Raw genomic sequence first — 20827 nt, 5'->3', positions numbered from 1 at the left:
TGTCAGTTTTTAGAAACCTGACAGGTCTGTTGCGATTAACTACTATTCTTCAATTTTTAAAATTAATGACTCCAATGGTTTAATATCTATTCTTACCTGCGCTTTTCCGTTTTCAACTTTTAAGGTTGACGTATATTGATTATACAATTGGTCTTTTACGTCGTATTCACCATCTTGAAGTCCTAATTTCTGAACCAAATCTTCTGGTAATTGCAATTCGAAGCCATAGGTGTTTTCTGCATTGAAATTTGAAATAATAATCAATTTTTCATTATCGCTCCAACGCACAAACGACAAGACTTTATCATTATACCATTCTGTATGTTGATGATTGTAATGTTGAATATCTTGATAGTCGCCCATTAAAGCCGAACTATTTATCGTAAAATTCAACAGTCGTTTATAAAAATCACGAAGTGTTTTTTCTGCTTCTGTGGATTGCCCACCATCAAACTTTTTATCATTTACCCAACGGACTAAGCTAGGCACTGAACCATAATCAAAAATTGACGTTCTCGTTGGATCTCCAAAACCTAAATCTTCAGCGCCTGGTTCTCCGAATTCCTGACCGAAATAAATCATCGTTGGTGCTGTGGATGACGTTGCAGAAACGACCATTGCAGGTTTTCCTTTTTCTGCATTACCTGCAAAATCTGGACTTGCAATACGTTGCTCATCGTGGTTTTCTAAAAAGTGAAGCATGTTGTGCTCAATATCCCGTAAATCATCTAAAATTGGTGGCACATTATTGGTGCTACCGTGACCTTGCATCACGTGTTTTAAGGTATCGTATAACTGAACTTTATCGTAGAGGTAATCCATTTTTCCTTTTCGGATGTAATCGCGGTACAAACTTGGATTGTACACCTCTGCCAATAAAAAGGCATCTGGATTTTCCATTTTTATAGCTGAATTCATATAACTCCAAAATTCAACTGGCACCATTTCTGCCATATCATAGCGAAAACCATCAACGCCTTTAGCCGTCCAATACAAAGCAATATCTTTAAATTTTATCCAAGAACTAGGAACGGTTTTATCTTTCCAAAATTCGAAATGCTTTTTATAATCTTCACTGTCGAAACCATCTGCTAACTCATCAAAATCTTTTTGACCTTCGGGTGAAATTCCATAATTGACTTTTACTGTCTCATACCAATCATTCATATCGGGTTGCGATGCTCTAGAACCATTGCCTGTCCATTTTGCAGGAATTTCTTCAAACTTACTATCTGCTAATGGATGCTTCTCACCTCCTAAAGGCTGATAGCCATGTTTCCATTCTGGCACTTTAAAAGCCTCTCCTGGATTATAATAGAAATTGTTATTAACGACGTAAGTCTTAGTTTTATCATCGTCTGCACCAAAATCGGTTATCCCTTCAGGATTGGTTAAACTTTGGTAATTACGCGCCACGTGATTCGGAACGATATCTATAATCACTTTTAATCCGGCCTTATGGGTACGTTCAATTAAGGCTTCAAATTCTTCTAACCGGTTTTCAACATTTTCTGCTAAATCTGGATTTACATTATAATAATCCTTTACGGCATATGGTGAACCTGCACGACCTTTTACGATATCAGGATCGTCATTTGAGATGCCGAATTCCGTATAATCTGTAATAACATCATGATGTGGCACTCCTGTATACCAAATGTGTGTAACGCCTAAATCTTTAATTTCTTTTAGAGCTTTATCCGTAAAATCGTTGAATTTACCAACGCCATTTTCTTCTAAAGTTCCCCAAGGTTTGTTGGTGGTATTGGTATTACCAAACAGACGTGTAAACACTTGGTAAACGACTTCCTTTTTCTTCATTTGAGTTTTAATTTCTTTTGTTTTTGGCAACTCTTTTATGTCGTTTTTACAACTCACAAACACTGTAAAAACTAAAGGAATTAAGATAAGATTTTTTATATGCATTGCATTATTTTTTTAGTTTGATTTTGATTAGAGAATGTTCCCTTGGATTGCGCTCAACTGGGATTTTAAGCACTTTTGAATTTTCATCCCATTCAAATCGACGACTTGGTCCAACAATTACGCTTTTTGGTTTTTTATCTAGTCCATGAATTAGTAAATAAAATACGCGACCTTCTGTTTCAAGGTTATCACCGATAACGTCATTAATTTCAAATTGTAATCGATGTCCTTTTTTGCTCATATTAAACGAAAGCAATTCATAATTTTCATTTTGAATGGGACCTGAAGACATGCCATTATCTGTGTAAATTTGAGCTGAACTCGCAGTTACAGATTCATCATAGTAATAATGCACCTGATAATACGTATCCTTATAATCTATGGTGGTTTGCACCAACTCTGCTATTGGAATAAAAGCACCAGCTCTCACATACGTCGGAATTGAATTTTCTTTTAGTTGAACCGTTTTTGTTTGTCCACCTTCAATCTTTTCATGAGTATAAAAATCGAACCACACATTGTTCTTTGGAAAATAAACCTCCTGCTCTTTTTTACCAGCTTCCAAAACAGGCGACACCAAAATATCATTTCCCCATAAATAGGTTTTTGAGTAATTAAATAATTCAGGATTATCAGATTCTTCAAAAAATAATGGTCGCATCAACGGTTTCCCGAATTGGTTATTTTCATAAACCAAATTGTAATTGTATGGCAATAATCTGTAACGTAACTCAATCGCTTCTTTAGCTAAAGATTTTGCTTTCTCGCTTCTAAAAACAGGTTCGCTAGGCACATCTTCTTGAGCATGTGGTCTAAAAATAGGATTGAACACGCCGTATTGCAACCAACGCACATACAATTCATCATCTAAATTAGCACCCGCAAAACCGCCTAAATCAGAATGCATATACGCCAAACCTTGCATGCCCATTTGTAAGGCAATTTCAGGTTGTGATTGTAAACCTCCCCAAGTTCTATTCACGTCGCCAGACCATGGAATCATACCATAGCGTTGCGAGCCCGAATAACCTGCACGCATTAAAATGAAGGGTCTTGTGTTTGGGAAATCACGCTGATAACCTTCGTGAATTAACCGTGCCCAATCGTGACCGTAGATATTATGAACTTCGTCTGCAGAACCTGTGTGATGTTGTACCCAACTTGGATGCACCTCAGGTTCTCCTAAATCTCCCCAAATACCTGCAACTCCCATTTTGACAAGCTCTTTATAAATATTCCAGAACCACTTTTCGCCTTCAGGCTTGTAAATATCTATGAGTCCGGTGTTACCAAAATAGAAATCGTATTTGGCCGGATTCCCGACAGAATCTTTAGCCAACACATCTTTTTCAACAGCTTCATCCCATTTTTTAGACGTGGTTAAAACAAACGGTTCTGTGATGGTGATGGTTTTTACACCTTTATTGTTCAGACGTTTTACCATGCCTTCAAAATCTGGAAAAGAATCTCTAAACACTTCCAAATTTCCCATGGTGCCTTTTAAGTCTTTCCCGAACCAATATAAATCGAGAATAATAGCATCCACGGGAATTTCTTCGTCTTTAAATTTAGCGATCGTCATTTCTACTTCTTCCTGAGAATGGTAGCCAAAACGACTTGAGAAATTCCCCAACGCCCAACGTGGTAACATGGGTTGCTTCCCTGTTAAATCAGTGTAATTATTGGTAATGTCGTACCAAGAATCTCCAACAATCACTTGATATGTTTTTCGTCCTGAAATAGTTTCATACTTCAACGTATTATCTCCTTTGCTATCCAAATCTAAAAAGCCGATAGGTGCGTTATCAAAATGGATCATGTATTTGTTAGACGACAACACAATTGGCATGGTAAAGTTCATTAATTCACTATGGGTTTCGTAACCGTAATGTGCTCTGTTGTAGAGTTGCAGTCGATGTCCACGACGATTCATTCCTAAAGCTCTTGCGCCTCCTCCGTAAAGCACCTCGTCTTTGGTGAGGTTGAATTCTATAGTTTCTAGACTGTCGTTTTTAACATAACCTGCTTTTTCAGACGTGATGAGTTTGCCTTTGTAATAGTAGGAAATTTGAAATGGGGTTTTAGTGATGGTAACAGATAACTCATCATTAGTTGTTAGAATAATATCTTGCCCAATTTCTGAAATTTTAAACTTAGATGCATTTGGCTTTAAAATAACTGTATGAGATTCTGGTTTTAAAACTTCTCCATTCGGCACAAATGTGGTTTCTACAATATGAGAAGAAAATGGTCTAATTAAATAATAACCATCGCTCACTTTAATTGAAACCTGTGTCCCATCGTGAATATTTTCAGCATCTATAAACTTACGCGCTACATTTTGAGCCGAAATTGAAACCGTAAAAAATAGACTGAGGATTAAGAAAATATATGTTTTCATATTTAGCATTTATACCTAAAAGGTTTTAGACACCTTGCAGGATATGTTTCTGTGATACTATTTTAGATCTGCTAGGTTTTAAAAACCCGCTAGGTCAGGTCTAATTAATTTAATTAATTTTTACTTATCTAATAAAAATGTTAACGGTTGATCTAATCGTTTATTCCACGAATTTTCAGAATGATCTGTACCTTCAAAAAATAAATTTTTAGAATCCTTATCTGTATAGCCTTTGGCTTTTAAAATGACATCAACTCGTGGAGCGTATTGCGGATAATGTTCGTCTAAGGTTTTGTTACCATAATCGAAGTACAATTTGTGTTGTCCAGCTTGTGGTAAGTTGGCTTCCATGTATTTAAAAATGGCATCAGGATACGGATTATTAACCATTGGCATGGCGCCAACCCAATGGGTTGATAAACATGCTGCACCACCAAAAATTTCAGGATATTCTGAAATGGCATACATTGACATTAGACCTCCCATACTTGAACCCATAACAAATGTGTGTTCTCGTTCAGTACTTACAGAATATGTTTCATCTATTACAGGTTTTAACTCTTCAACTATAAATTTTAGATAGTTATCACCATTAAGCTGTATGTTCTTTTTACCTGCTATATCAACAAGCGAATCCTTAATGCGTTCATCTATAAAATCTATAGCTTTTTGCGGAAACAAATCTTGCCAACGGATTTCGGGTATATTATGAACGGCTACGACAATAAAATCTTTAGTTTTATTCTTCTCCATTAACTTTGAAGCCCAATCATCAACTTTCCATTCCTGTTTATTCCATGTTGTTTTAGCATCAAATAACATTTGTCCATCATGCATATACAAAACTTTATACTTCTGTGAATCCACATAATCTTCTGGCAACCAAACATCAACTGGTCTTGGTTGTATATACTTTGAAGGAAAGCTATCTACACGATGTATTTCGCCCTTATAAAGTTCGGTTGACTTTAAATGTTGAAATTTAACTGCTGGCACGTTGGTTTCAGTGTTCACCTTTTCAACTGGTTTTGTTTCGTTCTTACATGAAAACAATATCAATAAAATTAAAGCGTAGCATAGATTTTTCATCATTATAATTTTGTGGTCAGAATTACACTGCCTTTTTTATTTAGTTTTAAACTCTCATCCCAAACCATAGTATTTCCGGTGATCACATTCTTTAGGGTTTTGCCTTTTAACCCTATTTCTTCATAATAATTTAAATCAATCTCTATAGGAGTCTCATTTTTATTAATCACATGAACAATAGTTTCATTCTCGATAAATCTAGCTAAAACATAAACACCGTCTTGTGGTGCAAAATGCATAGTTTTTCCATTGTGAATGGCTTCACTCGTTTTTCTGTAATTCAATATTTTTTTGAGAAAAGACTGCATCTCTTTTTGAGCATCTGAAAGACCTTCTCCTGTAAAAGCATTAATCGTATCACCTTCCCAGCCACCAGGAAAATCAGTACGAATTAAACCATGGTCTCCAGGATTATCAAAATCGTCCATTAAGATTTCAGTTCCATAATAAATTTGTGGGATTCTTGGCAGCATTAATAAATAACTTAACGCCATTTTGGTGTTCGCTACATCACCATTAAATTCTGTAAACACACGACTCTTATCATGGTTATCTAAAAATGCCATAATATCTTTTGGTGACGTATAAGCAAAGTCGTTAGCTAAACCTTCATACATTTTAACAAGGCCTTTGTCCCACGACTCTTCTTCGTTTAAGGCATCAATTATATGTTTTTGCATGGCAAAATCCATAGTCGATTTTAAGTTAGAATCGTATTGATCCTTATTTTCATGGCCTTCTTGCCAGTACCCAATTAGTAGTGGATTATAACTCCATTCCTCACCTACTATAGAAAAATTAGGGTATTCGGTCATAATGGCTCCTGCCCATTGACTCATAAATGTTTTATCTGGATAAGGATAAGTATCTTGACGAATGCCTCCTAAACCTAATGTTTCTACCCACCAAATACTATTTTGAATAATATAGTTGGCCATAAACGGGTTGCGTTGATTTAAATCTGGCATACTAGATACAAACCAACCATCGGACATCTCGCGATGATCTATTTGAGACGCGTACGGATCTTGATTTGTAGTCCGTCTATGATTTGAGGTTTTAGTAACTTTCCAATCCCAGTTATCTATATTTTCTTCGTATAGATCTTGGTAATTTACCCAATCTTTAAATGGTAAATCTTTCATCCACCAATGCTCTAATCCACAATGATTGGCGACTTGATCCATGATGAGTTTCATATTTCGCGACCTTAAATCATCAGCTAAATTTCGATAGTCATCTAAGGTCCCAAACCGAGGATCGACTTTATAAAAATCCGTCATGGCATAACCATGATAGGATCCACTTGGCATATCGTTAATTAATAGTGGACACGGCCATACGGCAGTAAATCCTAAATCTTCAATATAGTTTAGATGCTCTGTAATTCCCTGAATATCTCCACCGTGTCTTGCATAATTATCTGTTTTATCAATGCCTTGTTGAAGTAATCCTTCTACGCTATCATTTTGAGGATTGGCATTCGCAAAACGATCAGGAGTGATTAAATAAATGGCATCTGAACTGTCAAAACCAACGTAATCTTCTGCCGGTTTTTCACGAGATTTTAGTTCGTAAGTTTGAATTAATTCTGAACCGTCCTCATGTTGGAATTTAATATTGAATTGCCCTGCTTTTGCCGTTTCAGAAATCTCTAAATCTAGAAAGAGATAATTAGGACTGTCTGCTTTATGAACTTTAATTATAGAAACACCTTGATAAGACATTTTAGGTGTAGCCTTCCCTATATTAGGATGCTTAACTAAAAGTTGAAGTCTTTGATTTTTGAAGCCAATCCACCAATGAGGTGGCTCAACTTTTTCGATGTCGTTTTGAATTTCTGTTACAGATTCTGAAACCTCTTTCACCTCAGATGTGGTTTCTTGACACGAAAACACGATTGCAACTAGTAGCGTTAATAGAGTTAATTTTAGTGTTTTCATTGTATTTTATTTTAAAAAAGAAACAAGTTGTTATCGTAACCTTAAACAAATACCTACAAGTTAGATACTGAATCAAGTTCAGTACATGCCTTGCAGGATATTTATTTTTTATTTTAGACCTTGCAGGTTTTAAAACCTGCAAGGTCAGTTAAATTAAACAGTAACCATATTATTAGGACTTATAGCCACTTCTTTTCCATCCACGTAAATGGTTAAATCTTTATCGCCTTCAAGCTTAAATTGTGTTTCATTCTGACTAACACTCACAGTAATAATTTGATGTCTAAAATTCACCTTAAACGAATAGCCTTCCCATTGTGCAGGAATTTTAGGTTCAAAAGATAAGGTGTCATTCTTTACACGCATACCACCAAAACCTTCAACGATACTCATCCAAGTACCAGCCATTGATGTAATGTGTAAACCTTCATGAACTTCGTGATTATAATCATCTAAATCTAAACGCGATGTTCTTAAATAGAACGTATAGGCTTGATCCATGCGATCTAACTTCGCTGCCTGAATACTATGCACGCAAGGAGAGAGTGAGCTTTCATGAACTGTGAATGGTTCATAAAAATCGAAATGACGTTCTAATTCTTCATTGGTAAATTGATCTTCAAAGAAATACATCCCTTGTAACAAATCGGCTTGTTTAATATAAGGTGAACGTAAAATCCTGTCCCATGACCACTTTTGATTAATTGGGCGTTGTGATTTATCTAAATCGGCTACTGTAATTAATTCTTTATCTAAGAAACCATCTTGTTGAAGATATACATTATGTTCTTCCGAATAAGGAAAATACATATTATCTGCAACTTTTTTCCAAAGTGCTAATTCCTCGTGTGTGATTTTTGTTTTACCTAAAATTCTTTCGTAATCATCAGCATAACCTTCTTTCACTTTTTCAATGGTTTCCAAAGTGTAATCAATACACCATTTAGCAATGTAATTAGTGTACCAATTATTATTAATATTGTTTTCGTATTCATTTGGTCCGGTTACTCCAAGAATTACATACTTATTCTTTTGTGAAGAGAAATTAACTCTTTGATGCCAAAAACGTGAAATTCCAATTAAGACTTCAAGTCCCATTTCAGGAATGTAACTAAAATCTCCTGTATATCTATAATAATTAAATATAGCAAAAGCAATTGCCCCATTTCTATGGATTTCTTCAAAGGTAATTTCCCATTCGTTATGGCATTCTTCGCCATTCATTGTTACCATAGGATATAATGCTGCTCCATTAGTAAATCCTAATTTTTCGGCGTTTTCTATGGCCTTTTGTAAGTGGTTATGTCTATATGCTAATAATTTTCTGGCTACGCTTTGATCTTTTGTAGCCATGTAAAAAGGAATACAATAGGCTTCAGTATCCCAATAGGTACTTCCTCCATATTTTTCTCCAGTAAATCCTTTTGGACCAATATTTAACGTTTCATCAGTACCAAGATATGTTTGGTTGAGGTGGAAAATATTAAATCGAATACCTTGCTGTGCTTTGACATCTCCTTCGATAGTAATATCTGCCATATCCCAAATTTGAGCCCAAGCTTGCTTTTGATCATCTAATAACTTTGAATAGCCAGCTGATTTCGCTTTGTCTAAGGTGTTTTTTGCAGCGGACACTAATTCATTTTTTTCGTGATCACGATCAACAGTATACCCACCAAATTTGTGAATGGTATAGGTTTCGTTTTGCTTTACGTTATACGAATATTTAAAAGACGCTAAATTGGCATCTGAGGTAAAATCTGGTTCTATTAAAACGGATTTACCGTCAATAAACACCTCAGATTCCATAAACGTACAGGTATAAAAATCGGTTTTCATGGTTTTAGCCTCTATAAAGGCTTGATGATTCTCATGGCTCACCTTTAAAGTATCCCAAAACTTATCGTCCCAATTGGTATCTTCATTTGTGATACCTGAATCTAAATATGGCTCAAAAGTAATTTCGGCATCCGAATTTAAAGGGGTAATATTATAGTTAATAGCACCTACTTCATCCAAATCTAGACTTAAGAAACGTTTAGTTTTAACTTCAACCTCGATATCATTTTGAAGCGTTGCAACAAAACTACGAGACAACCAACCTTCTTTCAGGTTTAATTCTCTACGGAAGTTTTTCACGTCTTTACAAGCAAATAAATCGAGTTGCTCGTTATTAACTGTAATGTTAATACCTATCCAACTTGGTGCATTTAATACTTTAGCAAAGTATTCTGGATAGCCATTTTTCCACCAACCAACTCTGGTTTTATCTGGATAATACACTCCTGCAATATAGCTTCCTTGAAATGTTGGTCCGGTGTATTTTTCTTCAAAATTAGCACGTTGTCCCATGGCTCCATTACCTATACTAAATAAGCTTTCAGATGCTTTTACATGAGTTGGTTCGAATCCTTCTTCTAAAATCGACCAGTTGTTTGGGATGATATAATCTAGGTTCATTATTATAATGTTTAAAAATCTCTAATTGAGATGTTTGACTTTTGATTAATTTTCTATTAGAGATTTTATAAAATCGTCTGAAATTTCAGTAAAATCACTGAATACATATGTTGCGTGTCCTAAGACGTCTTTACTTCCTATACCTATGGAAATCATATTTGCAGAATTAGCCGCTGTAACACCAGCTACAGAATCTTCAAAAACAATACAATCTTTAGGTGCTATATTAATCTGTTTGGCTGCAATTAAAAACACTTCTGGATCTGGTTTTGCTTTTGAAACATCGTTTCCATCTACAATGGCATTAAAACTAGACCTTAGATTAACACGTTCTAAAATTGTACGTGCATTTTTACTTGCAGAACCTAAGGAAATTGGCTGATCCATTTCTTTTAAAAGGTTTAAAACTCTAGGAACATCTGGTAAGATTTCGTTCTCGTCCATCTCAGCGATAAAGCTTAAATACTCTTCATTTTTTTTACCCATAAGTTCATTAAACAATTCTTGTGAAATGGTTTTATTTCCCCAGGCTAATATTTTTTCTAAAGAGCGCACGCGGCTAACTCCTTTTAATTGCTCGTTTTCTTCTTCTGTAAAATCAATATCTAGGCCTTTAGCGAGTCTCTGCCAAGCTAAAAAGTGATATTTTGCAGTATCTACGATGACACCGTCTAAATCGAATATGAATCCTTTTTTACTCATTTTTTTATTTTTGTACAACGTCGTCAACGTCTTTAACTTTTGATACTAATGCTGCTGCGATTAAGAAACTAATACCACTCATCATTAAAGCAAATATGGCTTGATTGCCATAAGCATATTTTACAAGAGGGCCACCAATTAAGGCATTGATAATTTGAGGAATTACAATGAAGAAGTTAAATATTCCCATATATACTCCCATTTTTTTAGGCGATATAGAACCTGCTAAGATAGCATACGGCATCGCTAAAATACTTGCCCACGCAATCCCTATTCCGATCATAGAAACGATAAGCCAGTTTTTATCTGGCATAATATAAATAGATAGTAATCCCAATCCACCAATTACAAGAGAAATGGCATGTGTACGCTTTCTCCCTAATTGCTTAGCGATGTAAGGCAATGCAAATGCGTAAAAAGCAGACACAAGGTTATAGACTCCAAAGAGAATACCAATCCAATCACCAGCGTCTTGATATGTAGAGCTACTACTATCTGTATGCGGCAAGCCATAAATATGTTGAGCGATAGCTGGTGTAGCAAACACCCACATACCAAAAAGCCCAAACCACGAAAAGAACTGCACCCAACTTAATTGACGCATTGTAGCAGGCATTTTTGTAAAGTCTTCAAAAATATCTAACAGGCTCGATTTTTCTTCCACAAGAATTTCTGTATTAGCAGAATCGAGGTGTTCATTATCGAAAGCCTGAAGTTCCTCTGGAGAATATTCTTTAGTAGTAATAACGGTTACTAGAATAGAGCCAATTAAGATTAGAGCTCCTATAATAAACGACCAAACGAGATTTAAAGGAACTACACCTGCTACTGTTACGTTTGACACTCCAAACCAATGGTTTAAAGCATAAGGTAACCAAGAGCCAATTACTGCTCCAAAACCAATTAAGGCCGTTTGAATACTAAAACCTGCAGTACGCTGATCGGTTCTTAAATTATCACCAACTAAAGCCCGAAAAGGCTCCATGGCAATATTAAAAGACGCATCCATAATCATTAGCATTCCGGCTCCAACCCATAGTGCTGGCAAAAATGCAATGAACATGTCGGCTTGTGGCATTAAAACCAAACCAATAGATGCCAAAATAGCTCCAACTAAAAAATAAGGTTTCCTTCGTCCTAGTTTTCCCCAAGTTCTATCACTGTAATAACCTACAATAGGTTGTACAATAAGTCCCATTAAAGGGGCTATAATCCAGAACCATGATAACTCATGGACATCCGCTCCAAAAATTTGAAGAATTCTACTTGCGTTGGCATTTTGAAGGGCAAAACCCATCTGAATTCCTAGAAATCCAAAACTCATGTTCCAGATTTGCCAGAAACTTAATCTACGCTTTTCCATTAAATAGTATAATTAAAGTTAATACTATTCTGACAAGCTTAGCTTATCAAAACTTATTTATTGAGAAGTGAAAATATAAGTTTTGAATATGCTACAAAGATATAAAAGATTTTAAAACAACAATGAAAAATTTCTATTTGGTGGATTCTCGCTCTATTAGCTCTGTATTAATTACAATGGTTTGAAATTGTTCTTCTTCAGTACTAAATTCAGATTCAATTTTATCAATTAAAAGGTCCGCAGCACGCTCGCCCATTTGTTGTGCATGCTGACTAACTGTAGTTAAACTAGGGGTTGAATGCTTAGACAGCACTCCGTCAGTGAAGCCAATAACCTGTATGTCTTCTGGCACATTTAAGCCTAATTTTCTAGCTACTTTCATAGCTGATAATGCGTACAATTCATTTACCGCAAACACACCATCAATCTTTTCATGGGCTTTAAATAGTTGTTCTATTTCAGCCTCTAATTTCTCTAAATGAACCTCGTAATCTAAAGTATCGTCCATTTTTAATATCAATTCGGCTTGCGGTGTAATATGATGTTCTTGTAATGCTTCGATGTATCCTTGTGTTCGTAACTTCCCAACACTAACGTAGTCTCTAGTAGTAATCAATGCTATGGATTTACATTTGTTGGCAATAAGCTTGTTTACTGCATTTTTTGCTCCGTTAAAATCATCAACAATCACTTTATCACATCTAATATCAGACACCACACGATCAAACATAACAATAGGCATCCCTTGATTCATGGTTTCGTTATAATGGTGATAATCTTGCTGCTGTAACGTTTCCTTGGACATAGAAAGAATAAAACCATCTATACTTCCATTGGCAAGCATTTCCATATTGATAACCTCTTTTGAAAAAGACTCATTAGACAGACCAATAATAACATTATAGCCTCTTTGGTTAGCGACCAACTCTACACCTCTAATAACCTTAGAGAAGAAATGATGCACAATTTCGGGAATAATGATACCGATAGTATTTGTTTTCCTGTTTTTTAAACTTAATGCAATATTGTTTGGTCTATAATTATATAGTTTTGCAAATGCTTGTACTTTTTGAATTGTATCTGCACTAATTTCTTTACTATTTCTTAAAGCTTTCGATACTGTAGAAATTGAAACATCGAGTTCTCTAGCGATTTGTTTTAGGGTAATTTTTCTTTTCATAACGGACACAAAATAGGCAACGAATATAAGTCAAAAATTAGATTCATAATTTGTAACTTCATAATTTTTAGGCAACTTTATTGAAAAAAGCACAATTTTTGATTATTTGACTGACAATCTCCCTGTTTAACAAAAAGTTCTTAACACGAAAACGTTTTCGTGACTTTCGTCATGTTATTTTAAAGTTAAATCAGATTAAATTTACATAGATTTATCCCGAGAAGTGAAAATATAAATCAAATAAACTAAGCAATTAATTTAAAAACATTTTATGAAAACAGTTTTAAATGCTTTACTACTCTGTCTCATTATGTTGCCTGCAACTTTGCTGGCGCAAACTACCGTTACAGGTACTGTTACAGATAAAGCAAACGCCATGCCTCTACCAGGTGTAAATGTTATTATTAAAGGTACTGCCAGAGGAACCTCTACAGATTTTGACGGTAAGTTTGCCTTAGAAGTTAGCCAGGGTGAAATTATTGTAGTTTCTTACCTAGGTTATACTACTCAAGAAATTGAGTATACTGGACAAGCTAGTATAAATATTGCTATAGAGGAGGATGCTTCTCAATTAGATGAAGTTATACTAATTGGTTACGGTACTACCACTAAGAAAGATGCCACAGGGTCTGTGGACGCTGTTACATCTAAAGATTTCACACGAGGAAATATTGTAACGCCAGAAAATTTATTAAGTGGTCGAGTTGCCGGAGTTACCGTTAATACAAGTGGTGCCCCAGGATCGGGTTCCGAAATTAAGATTAGGGGTGGTTCTTCGATTAATGCTTCAAATAATCCTTTAATTGTTATTGATGGATTACCAATTACTAATGATAACGTTGGTGGTTCTAGAGGTGTTTTAGCAAGTATTAACCCTAACGACATTGATTCCTTTACTGTGTTAAAAGATGCATCTGCTACTGCTATCTATGGTTCTCGAGCTTCAAATGGTGTTATTATTATTGTCACTAAAAAAGGTAAATCAGAGTTTAGTGTTGATTATGATGTACAATATACTTTTGGAGATATTGACGAACAAATCGAAGTCTTCTCTGCAGATGAATATCGAGAATTAGTTACTGCACAGAACTTACCAGATAACTTTGTTTCGCAACTAGGAGATGCTAATACAAACTGGCAAGATGAAATTTTTAGAGAAACAGTATCTGTAAACCATAACCTTACGCTAAGAGGATCTTTATTTAATGCGATTCCAGCACGTTTTTCTTTTGGTGTCACAGAACAAGAAGGGGCTATTTTAACCTCAGAATTTGAGAGACGTAACCTATCTTTATCTTTAAATCCAACGTTTTTTGATAATCATCTTAAAGTTAACTTAAACACCAATCTTTCATATGAGGATAATAGGTTTGGTGACTCTGGACAAATTGGTGCAGCAATTGGGTACGACCCAACACAACCAGTTTATGATTCCACATCGCCATTTGGAGGGTTTTACCAACACAGAAATGGAAATACACTTTTATTAGGGGGTTCTAATCCGGTCGCATCATTATTACAAACTAATAATATTGGAGATTCAGAACGTTTTTACGGAAACATCAATTTCGATTATAAATTTCATTTCTTACCTGAAATGAAGCTTGTATTGAATTTAGGTTACGACAAAACTGAGGGTATTACACGTAACAACTCTGTATACGCAACTAATGACCCAATTAAAGGTAATAGATCATTCAGTTACCAAGAAAGAACAAATCAGTCTTTAGATGGTTTCTTGAATTATAAAAAAGATTTTGGTTCAATTGGTACCGATTTAACAGCCGGCTATTCTTACCAAAAATTTACAAACGAAGGGAATTATACAGGAAACCAGATTGACCCAAATAGTTTTGGAGATACATTTGCCGATCCGGATACTGTTTTAATAGGATTCTTTGGAAGAGCTAATTTATCAGTAGCTGAAAAGTACTTAATGACGCTTACCTATAGAAGAGATGGGACATCACGTTTTAGTGAAGATAATAGATGGGGAGATTTCTATGCAGGAGCATTTGCATGGCAATTGAGCGATGAAGATTTTCTTAAAGATTCTAATACCATATCTAATTTAAAATTAAGAGTAGGTTATGGTATTACAGGGCAACAAGAAATTGGAGAACGCGATTTATTTTTAAGCCGTTATCAAGCGGGTCAAAACAATTCTCAATACCAATTTGGTAATGGTATAGTTTCTTCTTTAATACCTTCAGAAATAAATCCTGACTTAAAATGGGAAGAAACAAAAACATTAGAGATCGGTCTGGATTACGGGTTATTCGAAAACCGTGTTTCGGGTAGTTTAAATGTATTTCAAAAAGATTCTGAAGACTTACTATTTAATGCCCCTGTTCCAGATGGAAGTAACTTCTCAAACAGTATTGTACAGAATATTGGTAATTTGAGAATTCAGGGATTAGAGTTTACAGTTAATACAGACGTTATTAGAAAAGAAGATTTTAACTTAAACTTTAATTTTAACGCTACACTTTTAGATAGAGAGATCACTGAGTTAGCCTTTGGACAAGATGTAACTACAGGAGGGATTGCTGGAGGAACTGGAAACTTTGTTCAATTATTTAGAGAAGGAGAATCTCCAAACTCTTTCTACGTATTTAAACAACTACAAGATGGACAAGGCAACTATATTGAAGGTGCTTATGCTGATTTAAATGGTGACAATATAATTAATGATGAAGACCGTTACCTTAAAGAAAACCCAGATGCAGATGTTATTTTAGGGTTTCAAACTAACGTAGAATATAAAGGTTTTGATTTATCATTCAACTTAAGAGCTAATATTGGGAATTATGTTTACAACAATGTAAATTCTTCTCGTGCTCAATACGATTTATTGCGAAGTAACGCCGTATTAGGGAATATACCAACATCTGTATTAGATACTAATTTTCAAACTACATCTGATGTTATCATCTCGGATGTCTATGTTGAAAATGCTTCTTTCCTAAAAATGGATAACATTACATTAGGCTATACCTTTAAAAACTTATCAAAATTTATATCATCGATTCGACTTTGGGCTGGTATCCAAAATGTATTTACTATTACAGAATATAGTGGTTTAGATCCAGAAGTCTTTAATGGTATTGACAATACAATATATCCTAGACCAAGAAACATATTAATTGGTGCTAATTTCAAATTTTAACAACTATGAAAAGAATAATAAAAAATATTAGTGTCTTCACTTTATTAGCAGTGTTTTTATTGACATCATGTACTGATGACCTCAATATTACACCGAATGACGACGACACTTTATTAGGCATTGAACTTTACGAAGACGAGTCTGCCTACGAACGAGTAATTGCTGGTGTATATGCAAATCTTGCCTTAACAGGAACCAGTGGTCCGGAATCTTCAAATATTGAGGGTATTGATGCAGGAACAAGTCAATTTGGACGTGTATTAGTTTATTTACAGACGTTAACCGCGGACCAAATGATTTGGTCTTATGAAAACGACCCAGGAACAAGAGAACTTCAACGTAACATTTGGACAGCTCAAAACCCTTTAATTTTAGGAATGTACAGTAGATCTCATTTAACTATTGCTCTTGCAAATAATTTTTTGAGAGAAACTACCTCAGACAAGTTAGATGCCCGAGGTGTGTCTGAAACTACACGTGCTGAAATAGTAGAATATCGTGCAGAAGCTAGATTATTAAGAGCATTATCATATTACTACTTGATGGATCTTTTTGGAAAAGCAAACTTTGGTACAGAAGCAGATGCTGTAAACACTGTTTTACCAGTGGCTAACCGAACTGAACTTTTTGAATTTATTGAAAGTGAATTGTTAGATATTGAATCTGATCTAGTAGATGCAGGTCAAAACCAATACGGTAGAGCAGATAAGGGTGTAGCGTATATGCTACTCGCTAAAATATACCTTAATGCAGAAGTTTATACAGGCACACCAAGATATGCTGATTGTATGACGTATTGTCAACAGTTACTTAACTCTGGGTACGTATTAGCATCAGAATACAAACAAAACTTCCAAGCAGACAATAACTTAAATTCAGCAACAGGAGAAATTATTTTTCCTATTATTTCTGATGGAGTTACCATTCAAAACTATGGACCTACAACAGTAATGATTAATGGTTCTGTTGGAAGTCTTGAGGTTAATGGTGCAGAGGTTGGTGTATCAGAAGCAGCTTGGGGTGGAGCCTTACGAGTGAGAAAAGAGTTTGCTCAACTTTGGGAAGGTGGTGATTTTATAGATGACGATAGAAATACTATTATATCCGAAGATCGACCAATAGGTATCACAGATATTTCCGACCCAAATCAAGGGTATATTATCCAAAAATATTCTAATGTAAGTTCAGATGGTGTTGCAGGTGCAGATGAAACTTTTGTTGATACTGATTTTCCATTATTTAGATTAGCTGATGTATATTTAATGTATGCAGAAGCACACCTTCGTGGAGGTGGAGGAACTATCACCGAAGCTGTTAATTTAGTGAATGAGTTGAGAACTCGTGCCAATAACCCTAATATGATTGCTGCTTCTGATTTAACCCTACCTTTTATATTAGATGAAAGATCTAGAGAATTACATTGGGAAGGACACAGAAGACAAGATTTAATTCGTTTTGGATTATTTACTGGTGGAAATTACAATTGGGCATGGAAAGGAAATGGAAGTAATGGTATTGCTATACCAGCTCACTTAAACCTTTTTCCAATACCTAGTTTAAGTATGTCTTCTAATCCGAATCTTACTCAAAATCCTGGATACTAAAAAATAAAGCGATGAAAAAAATATTAAAACTTAAAGTTGTACTATTAACTGTGCTCTCTCTAGGATTCCTTGTGAATTCTTGTGAAGATGACACTTCAGTATTTACAGCTACAGAAACAGACCCAATTACCCTTGCAGAACTTCCTATTACAGTTATTGAGTTGGATGCCTCTAATCCTGGAAATCCTGCAATAACATTTAATTGGAATGAAGCAGATTATGGACAGCCAGCCTCAGAAAATTATAGCGTTATTTTTGCCGCTGATGAAGCGTTTACAAATCCTGTGGTAGCTACAACTATTACTGGAACAACATCAGCAACATTATCGGTTAACGAATTAAATTCTTCTGCAGGTGCTGTTGGCTTACCTCCTTTTATGTTCAGCACTTTATATGCTAAGGTAGAAAGTTCTATTGGAACTCAAAATGGTCTTCCGGTTAGCTCTAATATCATCAGTTTTCAAGTTCAACCTTACTTCAATTATGTTTTTGAAGAGTTTTATTTAGTTGGAAATGGAACCGCTGCTGATTGGAATAACAATAATAATAACCCTCCATTATTTAGAGATGGGGAAAACAGTAATATTCATACTTATACTGGTTTTTTCACTAAAGGAGCCGGTGGCATTGATGATGGTCGATTTAAACTCTTAGAAATAAGAGGTCAATGGCAACCACAATGGGGAACTTTAACACCTGAAGGTAGTGACGATATTATATTATCTACTGCTGAAGCTATAGCTGGAAACCCAGGAACTCAAGATGGTGATCCAGGTCGTTTTGGTGTGCCAAGTGATGGTTATTATACCTTTACCATTAACTTTTCGTCTAATACTTATATAACGGAAGCTTTTGATGCCTCAGGTGCTGCTAGCTATACAAGTATGACACTTCAAGGTTCAGCACTGAACGCTGATACTGCTTTAACACAATCTACTTTTGATAGCCATTTGTGGTATGTGAACAGTGTAAATCTTCAATCTGGAGATTTGCAAATTGTAACTAACACAGGTAGCTCTTGGGGAGGGTCAACATCATTTTCTGGTGTAGCCACTGATGGAGGCGGATCTATTCCTGTCATTGTTCAAGACGATTATGAGGTTTGGTTTAGCGACTTAACTGGAGATTATATATTAATCCCACTTAACTTATAAAAAAATAACACTATGAAATTCAATAAAATTAGTGCGCTTATATTAAGTCTATTCTTAGTTTTTGTAGCGTGCGAAACAGAAGAAAGTATTGATATTACGACTCCAGAAGCTTCATTTACACTTTTGGAGCCAGCGATATCTAATATCAATTTAAATTATAACCTTCCAAATAACGAAGCTTTCACTATTGTGTGGAATGACCAATTAGATTCTGGAGATAGTTACATCGTAGAGTTATCACCTGATGCTTTATTTGAAAACCCGACCGTAATTGGATCGTCTAGTACAGATCGCTTTACAATGACAGTTGCAGAATTCAACAATACATTGTTAGGTGCTGGAGCAGATGCTTTTGAGCCATTCACTGTTTTTATGAGAGTAACGGCTGGATCGATTACGACTAATAGTGTAAGCTTTAGTGTATCTTCATATTCTGAAGCTATTCCTGTAATTACTAGTCCTGATAATACCTTCGAAATCGTATTACTTGAGACGACTTTAAATGATGAGGCTATTGCAGTATCTTGGGAAGACCCAGACTTTGGAGAAAACACCACTGTCACCGTAAATTATGAAATACAATTTGCGCAAGCAGGAACAGACTTCGCTAGTGCAGTATCTGAAATCGCAGAAGGTATGACCTATACAAGCACGCACGAAGCCTTCAATGAAATTGTACTTAATGCAGGTCTTACGGCTGAAGAAGCGGCTAGTTTAGATGTAAGAATTAAAGCTACTATAGAAATGGATGGTGGCAACATGGAACGTTATTCAGATCCTATTACAATTACTGTTACTCCATTTAATATTGAGTTAGCTCCTGTGTTATATATTGTTGGTGCAGGCGCCGTAGATGCAGGATGGGATTGGGCAACTCCAGTAGAACTACCTTTACAAGGTACTAAGTATTCTGGAAACATCAATTTAATTAACGATGCCTTTAGATTCTTTACCGTGGCTGAAGATTGGGGCTCTGGATTAAACTATCCTTATTATGAAGCTGTAGGTTATACCATAGACTCTAATTTAGTTAATGCATTAGATGGTGACAGTAACTTTCAGTTTACCGGAACACCAGGTGAATATTTTATTGAGATAGATACTGAAGCTAAGACAATTACATTAGGACCACCCGTAGTTGGCCCAAACTGTAACTTTGATCAATTATGGTTAGTAGGTGCAGGTATTGCTGATGCTGGTTGGGCATGGGATACTCCTGTTGCTTTACCTTGTACAGGAAATGGAACCTACTCAGGAAATGTAGCTTTGATTAATGATGCTTTTAGATTCTTTAACGTCAATGGAGATTGGGGAACAGGTACTAACTATCCAACTTATGAAGGAATGGGTTATACTATAGATAGTAACTTTAGTAATGCTATGGATGGTGACAGTAACTTCTCTTTCAATGGTACACCAGGTACATATTTCTTAACTGTAGATGATATAAACAAAACAATAACATTAGGCCCTGAACAATTGCAATGCGAATATGAACAATTATATTTAGTTGGTGCTGGTGTCGTTGGAACTGGATGGGATTGGGCAAATCCAGCTATTTTATCATGTACTGGTGCAGGTATCTATTCTGGTGAAGTGGAATTCACTAATGACGCCTTTAGATTCTTTACCGTAAATGGAGATTGGGGAACAGGCACTAATTATCCAACTTACGAAAACGAAGGTTACATTATTGATGCTAATTTTAGTAACGCCATGGACGGAGATAGTAATTTCTCATTCGATGGCACACCAGGTACATATACTTTAACTGTTGATACCTTAAATTTAACGATAACACTAGATTAATTAATATATAATTATAAAAGAAGCTAT

The 20827-nt window shown here is 35.3% G+C and carries 12 protein-coding genes; 4 read left to right on the top strand and 8 right to left on the bottom strand.

The genetic code is table 11. The features are described 5' to 3' along the window. Nucleotides 1–42: 42 nt before the first annotated feature. From C8N41_RS05110 to C8N41_RS05075, 8 genes are all read right to left on the bottom strand, one after another. A complete protein-coding gene (locus C8N41_RS05110) occupies nucleotides 43–1926 on the bottom strand; it encodes an alpha-amylase family glycosyl hydrolase (RefSeq protein WP_115838431.1) in 1884 nt (627 codons plus the stop codon). A 4-nt stretch (nucleotides 1927–1930) separates the two neighbouring features. Continuing rightward, nucleotides 1931–4327, bottom strand: a complete 2397-nt coding sequence (locus C8N41_RS05105; protein ID WP_115838430.1) for a glycoside hydrolase family 31 protein — start codon at nucleotides 4325–4327, stop codon at nucleotides 1931–1933. A gap of 120 nt (nucleotides 4328–4447) precedes the next feature. Then, nucleotides 4448–5416: an alpha/beta hydrolase gene (locus C8N41_RS05100; RefSeq protein WP_115838429.1), complete on the bottom strand. Its 969-nt coding sequence runs from the start codon at nucleotides 5414–5416 to the stop codon at nucleotides 4448–4450. 2 nt (nucleotides 5417–5418) lie between these two features. Further along, nucleotides 5419–7359, bottom strand: a complete 1941-nt coding sequence (locus C8N41_RS05095; RefSeq protein ID WP_115838428.1) for a glycoside hydrolase family 13 protein — start codon at nucleotides 7357–7359, stop codon at nucleotides 5419–5421. Nucleotides 7360–7512: 153 nt separating this feature from the next. Continuing rightward, nucleotides 7513–9819, bottom strand: coding sequence for a glycoside hydrolase family 65 protein (locus tag C8N41_RS05090; protein WP_115838427.1), 2307 nt, complete (start codon nucleotides 9817–9819; stop codon nucleotides 7513–7515). Nucleotides 9820–9864: 45 nt separating this feature from the next. Further along, nucleotides 9865–10521 carry a beta-phosphoglucomutase gene (gene pgmB / locus C8N41_RS05085; protein ID WP_115838801.1) on the bottom strand — a complete coding sequence of 219 codons (657 nt, stop codon included), beginning with the start codon at nucleotides 10519–10521 and terminating at the stop codon, nucleotides 9865–9867. Nucleotides 10522–10525: 4 nt separating this feature from the next. Next, the gene (locus C8N41_RS05080; protein WP_115838426.1) at nucleotides 10526–11884 is read right to left on the bottom strand and encodes an MFS transporter; all 1359 of its coding nucleotides are present in this window, start codon (nucleotides 11882–11884) and stop codon (nucleotides 10526–10528) included. Between the two features lie 133 nt (nucleotides 11885–12017). Beyond that, nucleotides 12018–13064, bottom strand: coding sequence for a LacI family DNA-binding transcriptional regulator (locus C8N41_RS05075; protein WP_115838425.1), 1047 nt, complete (start codon nucleotides 13062–13064; stop codon nucleotides 12018–12020). A gap of 271 nt (nucleotides 13065–13335) precedes the next feature. Between C8N41_RS05075 and C8N41_RS05070 the strand changes: the two genes are divergently transcribed. Genes C8N41_RS05070 through C8N41_RS05055 form a run of 4 tightly spaced genes read left to right on the top strand, consistent with a single transcriptional unit; the run spans nucleotide 13336 to nucleotide 20800 of the window. Then, on the top strand, nucleotides 13336–16233 hold the full coding sequence (locus C8N41_RS05070) for a SusC/RagA family TonB-linked outer membrane protein (protein WP_092445124.1): 2898 nt from the start codon (nucleotides 13336–13338) through the stop codon (nucleotides 16231–16233). 5 nt (nucleotides 16234–16238) lie between these two features. Further along, nucleotides 16239–17837 (top strand): RagB/SusD family nutrient uptake outer membrane protein, encoded by a 1599-nt coding sequence (locus C8N41_RS05065; protein WP_092445126.1) that lies wholly within the window; start codon nucleotides 16239–16241, stop codon nucleotides 17835–17837. 11 nt (nucleotides 17838–17848) lie between these two features. Further along, nucleotides 17849–18991 (top strand): SusE domain-containing protein, encoded by a 1143-nt coding sequence (locus C8N41_RS05060; protein ID WP_092445129.1) that lies wholly within the window; start codon nucleotides 17849–17851, stop codon nucleotides 18989–18991. Between the two features lie 12 nt (nucleotides 18992–19003). Beyond that, nucleotides 19004–20800, top strand: coding sequence for a SusE domain-containing protein (locus tag C8N41_RS05055; RefSeq protein WP_092445132.1), 1797 nt, complete (start codon nucleotides 19004–19006; stop codon nucleotides 20798–20800). The last annotated feature ends 27 nt before the right edge of the window (nucleotides 20801–20827 follow it).

The sequence above is a fragment of the Winogradskyella sediminis genome (assembly GCF_003387355.1).
GTDB lineage: Bacteria > Bacteroidota > Bacteroidia > Flavobacteriales > Flavobacteriaceae > Winogradskyella > Winogradskyella sediminis.
Note: the sequence above shows the minus strand (reverse complement) of the source record. Positions and strands in the feature narration are given on the sequence as shown.

Coding starts and splice junctions, on each gene's coding strand:
- C8N41_RS05110 (WP_115838431.1), bottom strand. CDS start 1,926: ATGCATATAAAAAATCTTATCTTAATTCCTTTAGTTTTTACAGTGTTT.
- C8N41_RS05105 (WP_115838430.1), bottom strand. CDS start 4,327: ATGAAAACATATATTTTCTTAATCCTCAGTCTATTTTTTACGGTTTCA.
- C8N41_RS05100 (WP_115838429.1), bottom strand. CDS start 5,416: ATGAAAAATCTATGCTACGCTTTAATTTTATTGATATTGTTTTCATGT.
- C8N41_RS05095 (WP_115838428.1), bottom strand. CDS start 7,359: ATGAAAACACTAAAATTAACTCTATTAACGCTACTAGTTGCAATCGTG.
- C8N41_RS05090 (WP_115838427.1), bottom strand. CDS start 9,819: ATGAACCTAGATTATATCATCCCAAACAACTGGTCGATTTTAGAAGAA.
- pgmB (WP_115838801.1), bottom strand. CDS start 10,521: ATGAGTAAAAAAGGATTCATATTCGATTTAGACGGTGTCATCGTAGAT.
- C8N41_RS05080 (WP_115838426.1), bottom strand. CDS start 11,884: ATGGAAAAGCGTAGATTAAGTTTCTGGCAAATCTGGAACATGAGTTTT.
- C8N41_RS05075 (WP_115838425.1), bottom strand. CDS start 13,064: ATGAAAAGAAAAATTACCCTAAAACAAATCGCTAGAGAACTCGATGTT.
- C8N41_RS05070 (WP_092445124.1), top strand. CDS start 13,336: ATGAAAACAGTTTTAAATGCTTTACTACTCTGTCTCATTATGTTGCCT.
- C8N41_RS05065 (WP_092445126.1), top strand. CDS start 16,239: ATGAAAAGAATAATAAAAAATATTAGTGTCTTCACTTTATTAGCAGTG.
- C8N41_RS05060 (WP_092445129.1), top strand. CDS start 17,849: ATGAAAAAAATATTAAAACTTAAAGTTGTACTATTAACTGTGCTCTCT.
- C8N41_RS05055 (WP_092445132.1), top strand. CDS start 19,004: ATGAAATTCAATAAAATTAGTGCGCTTATATTAAGTCTATTCTTAGTT.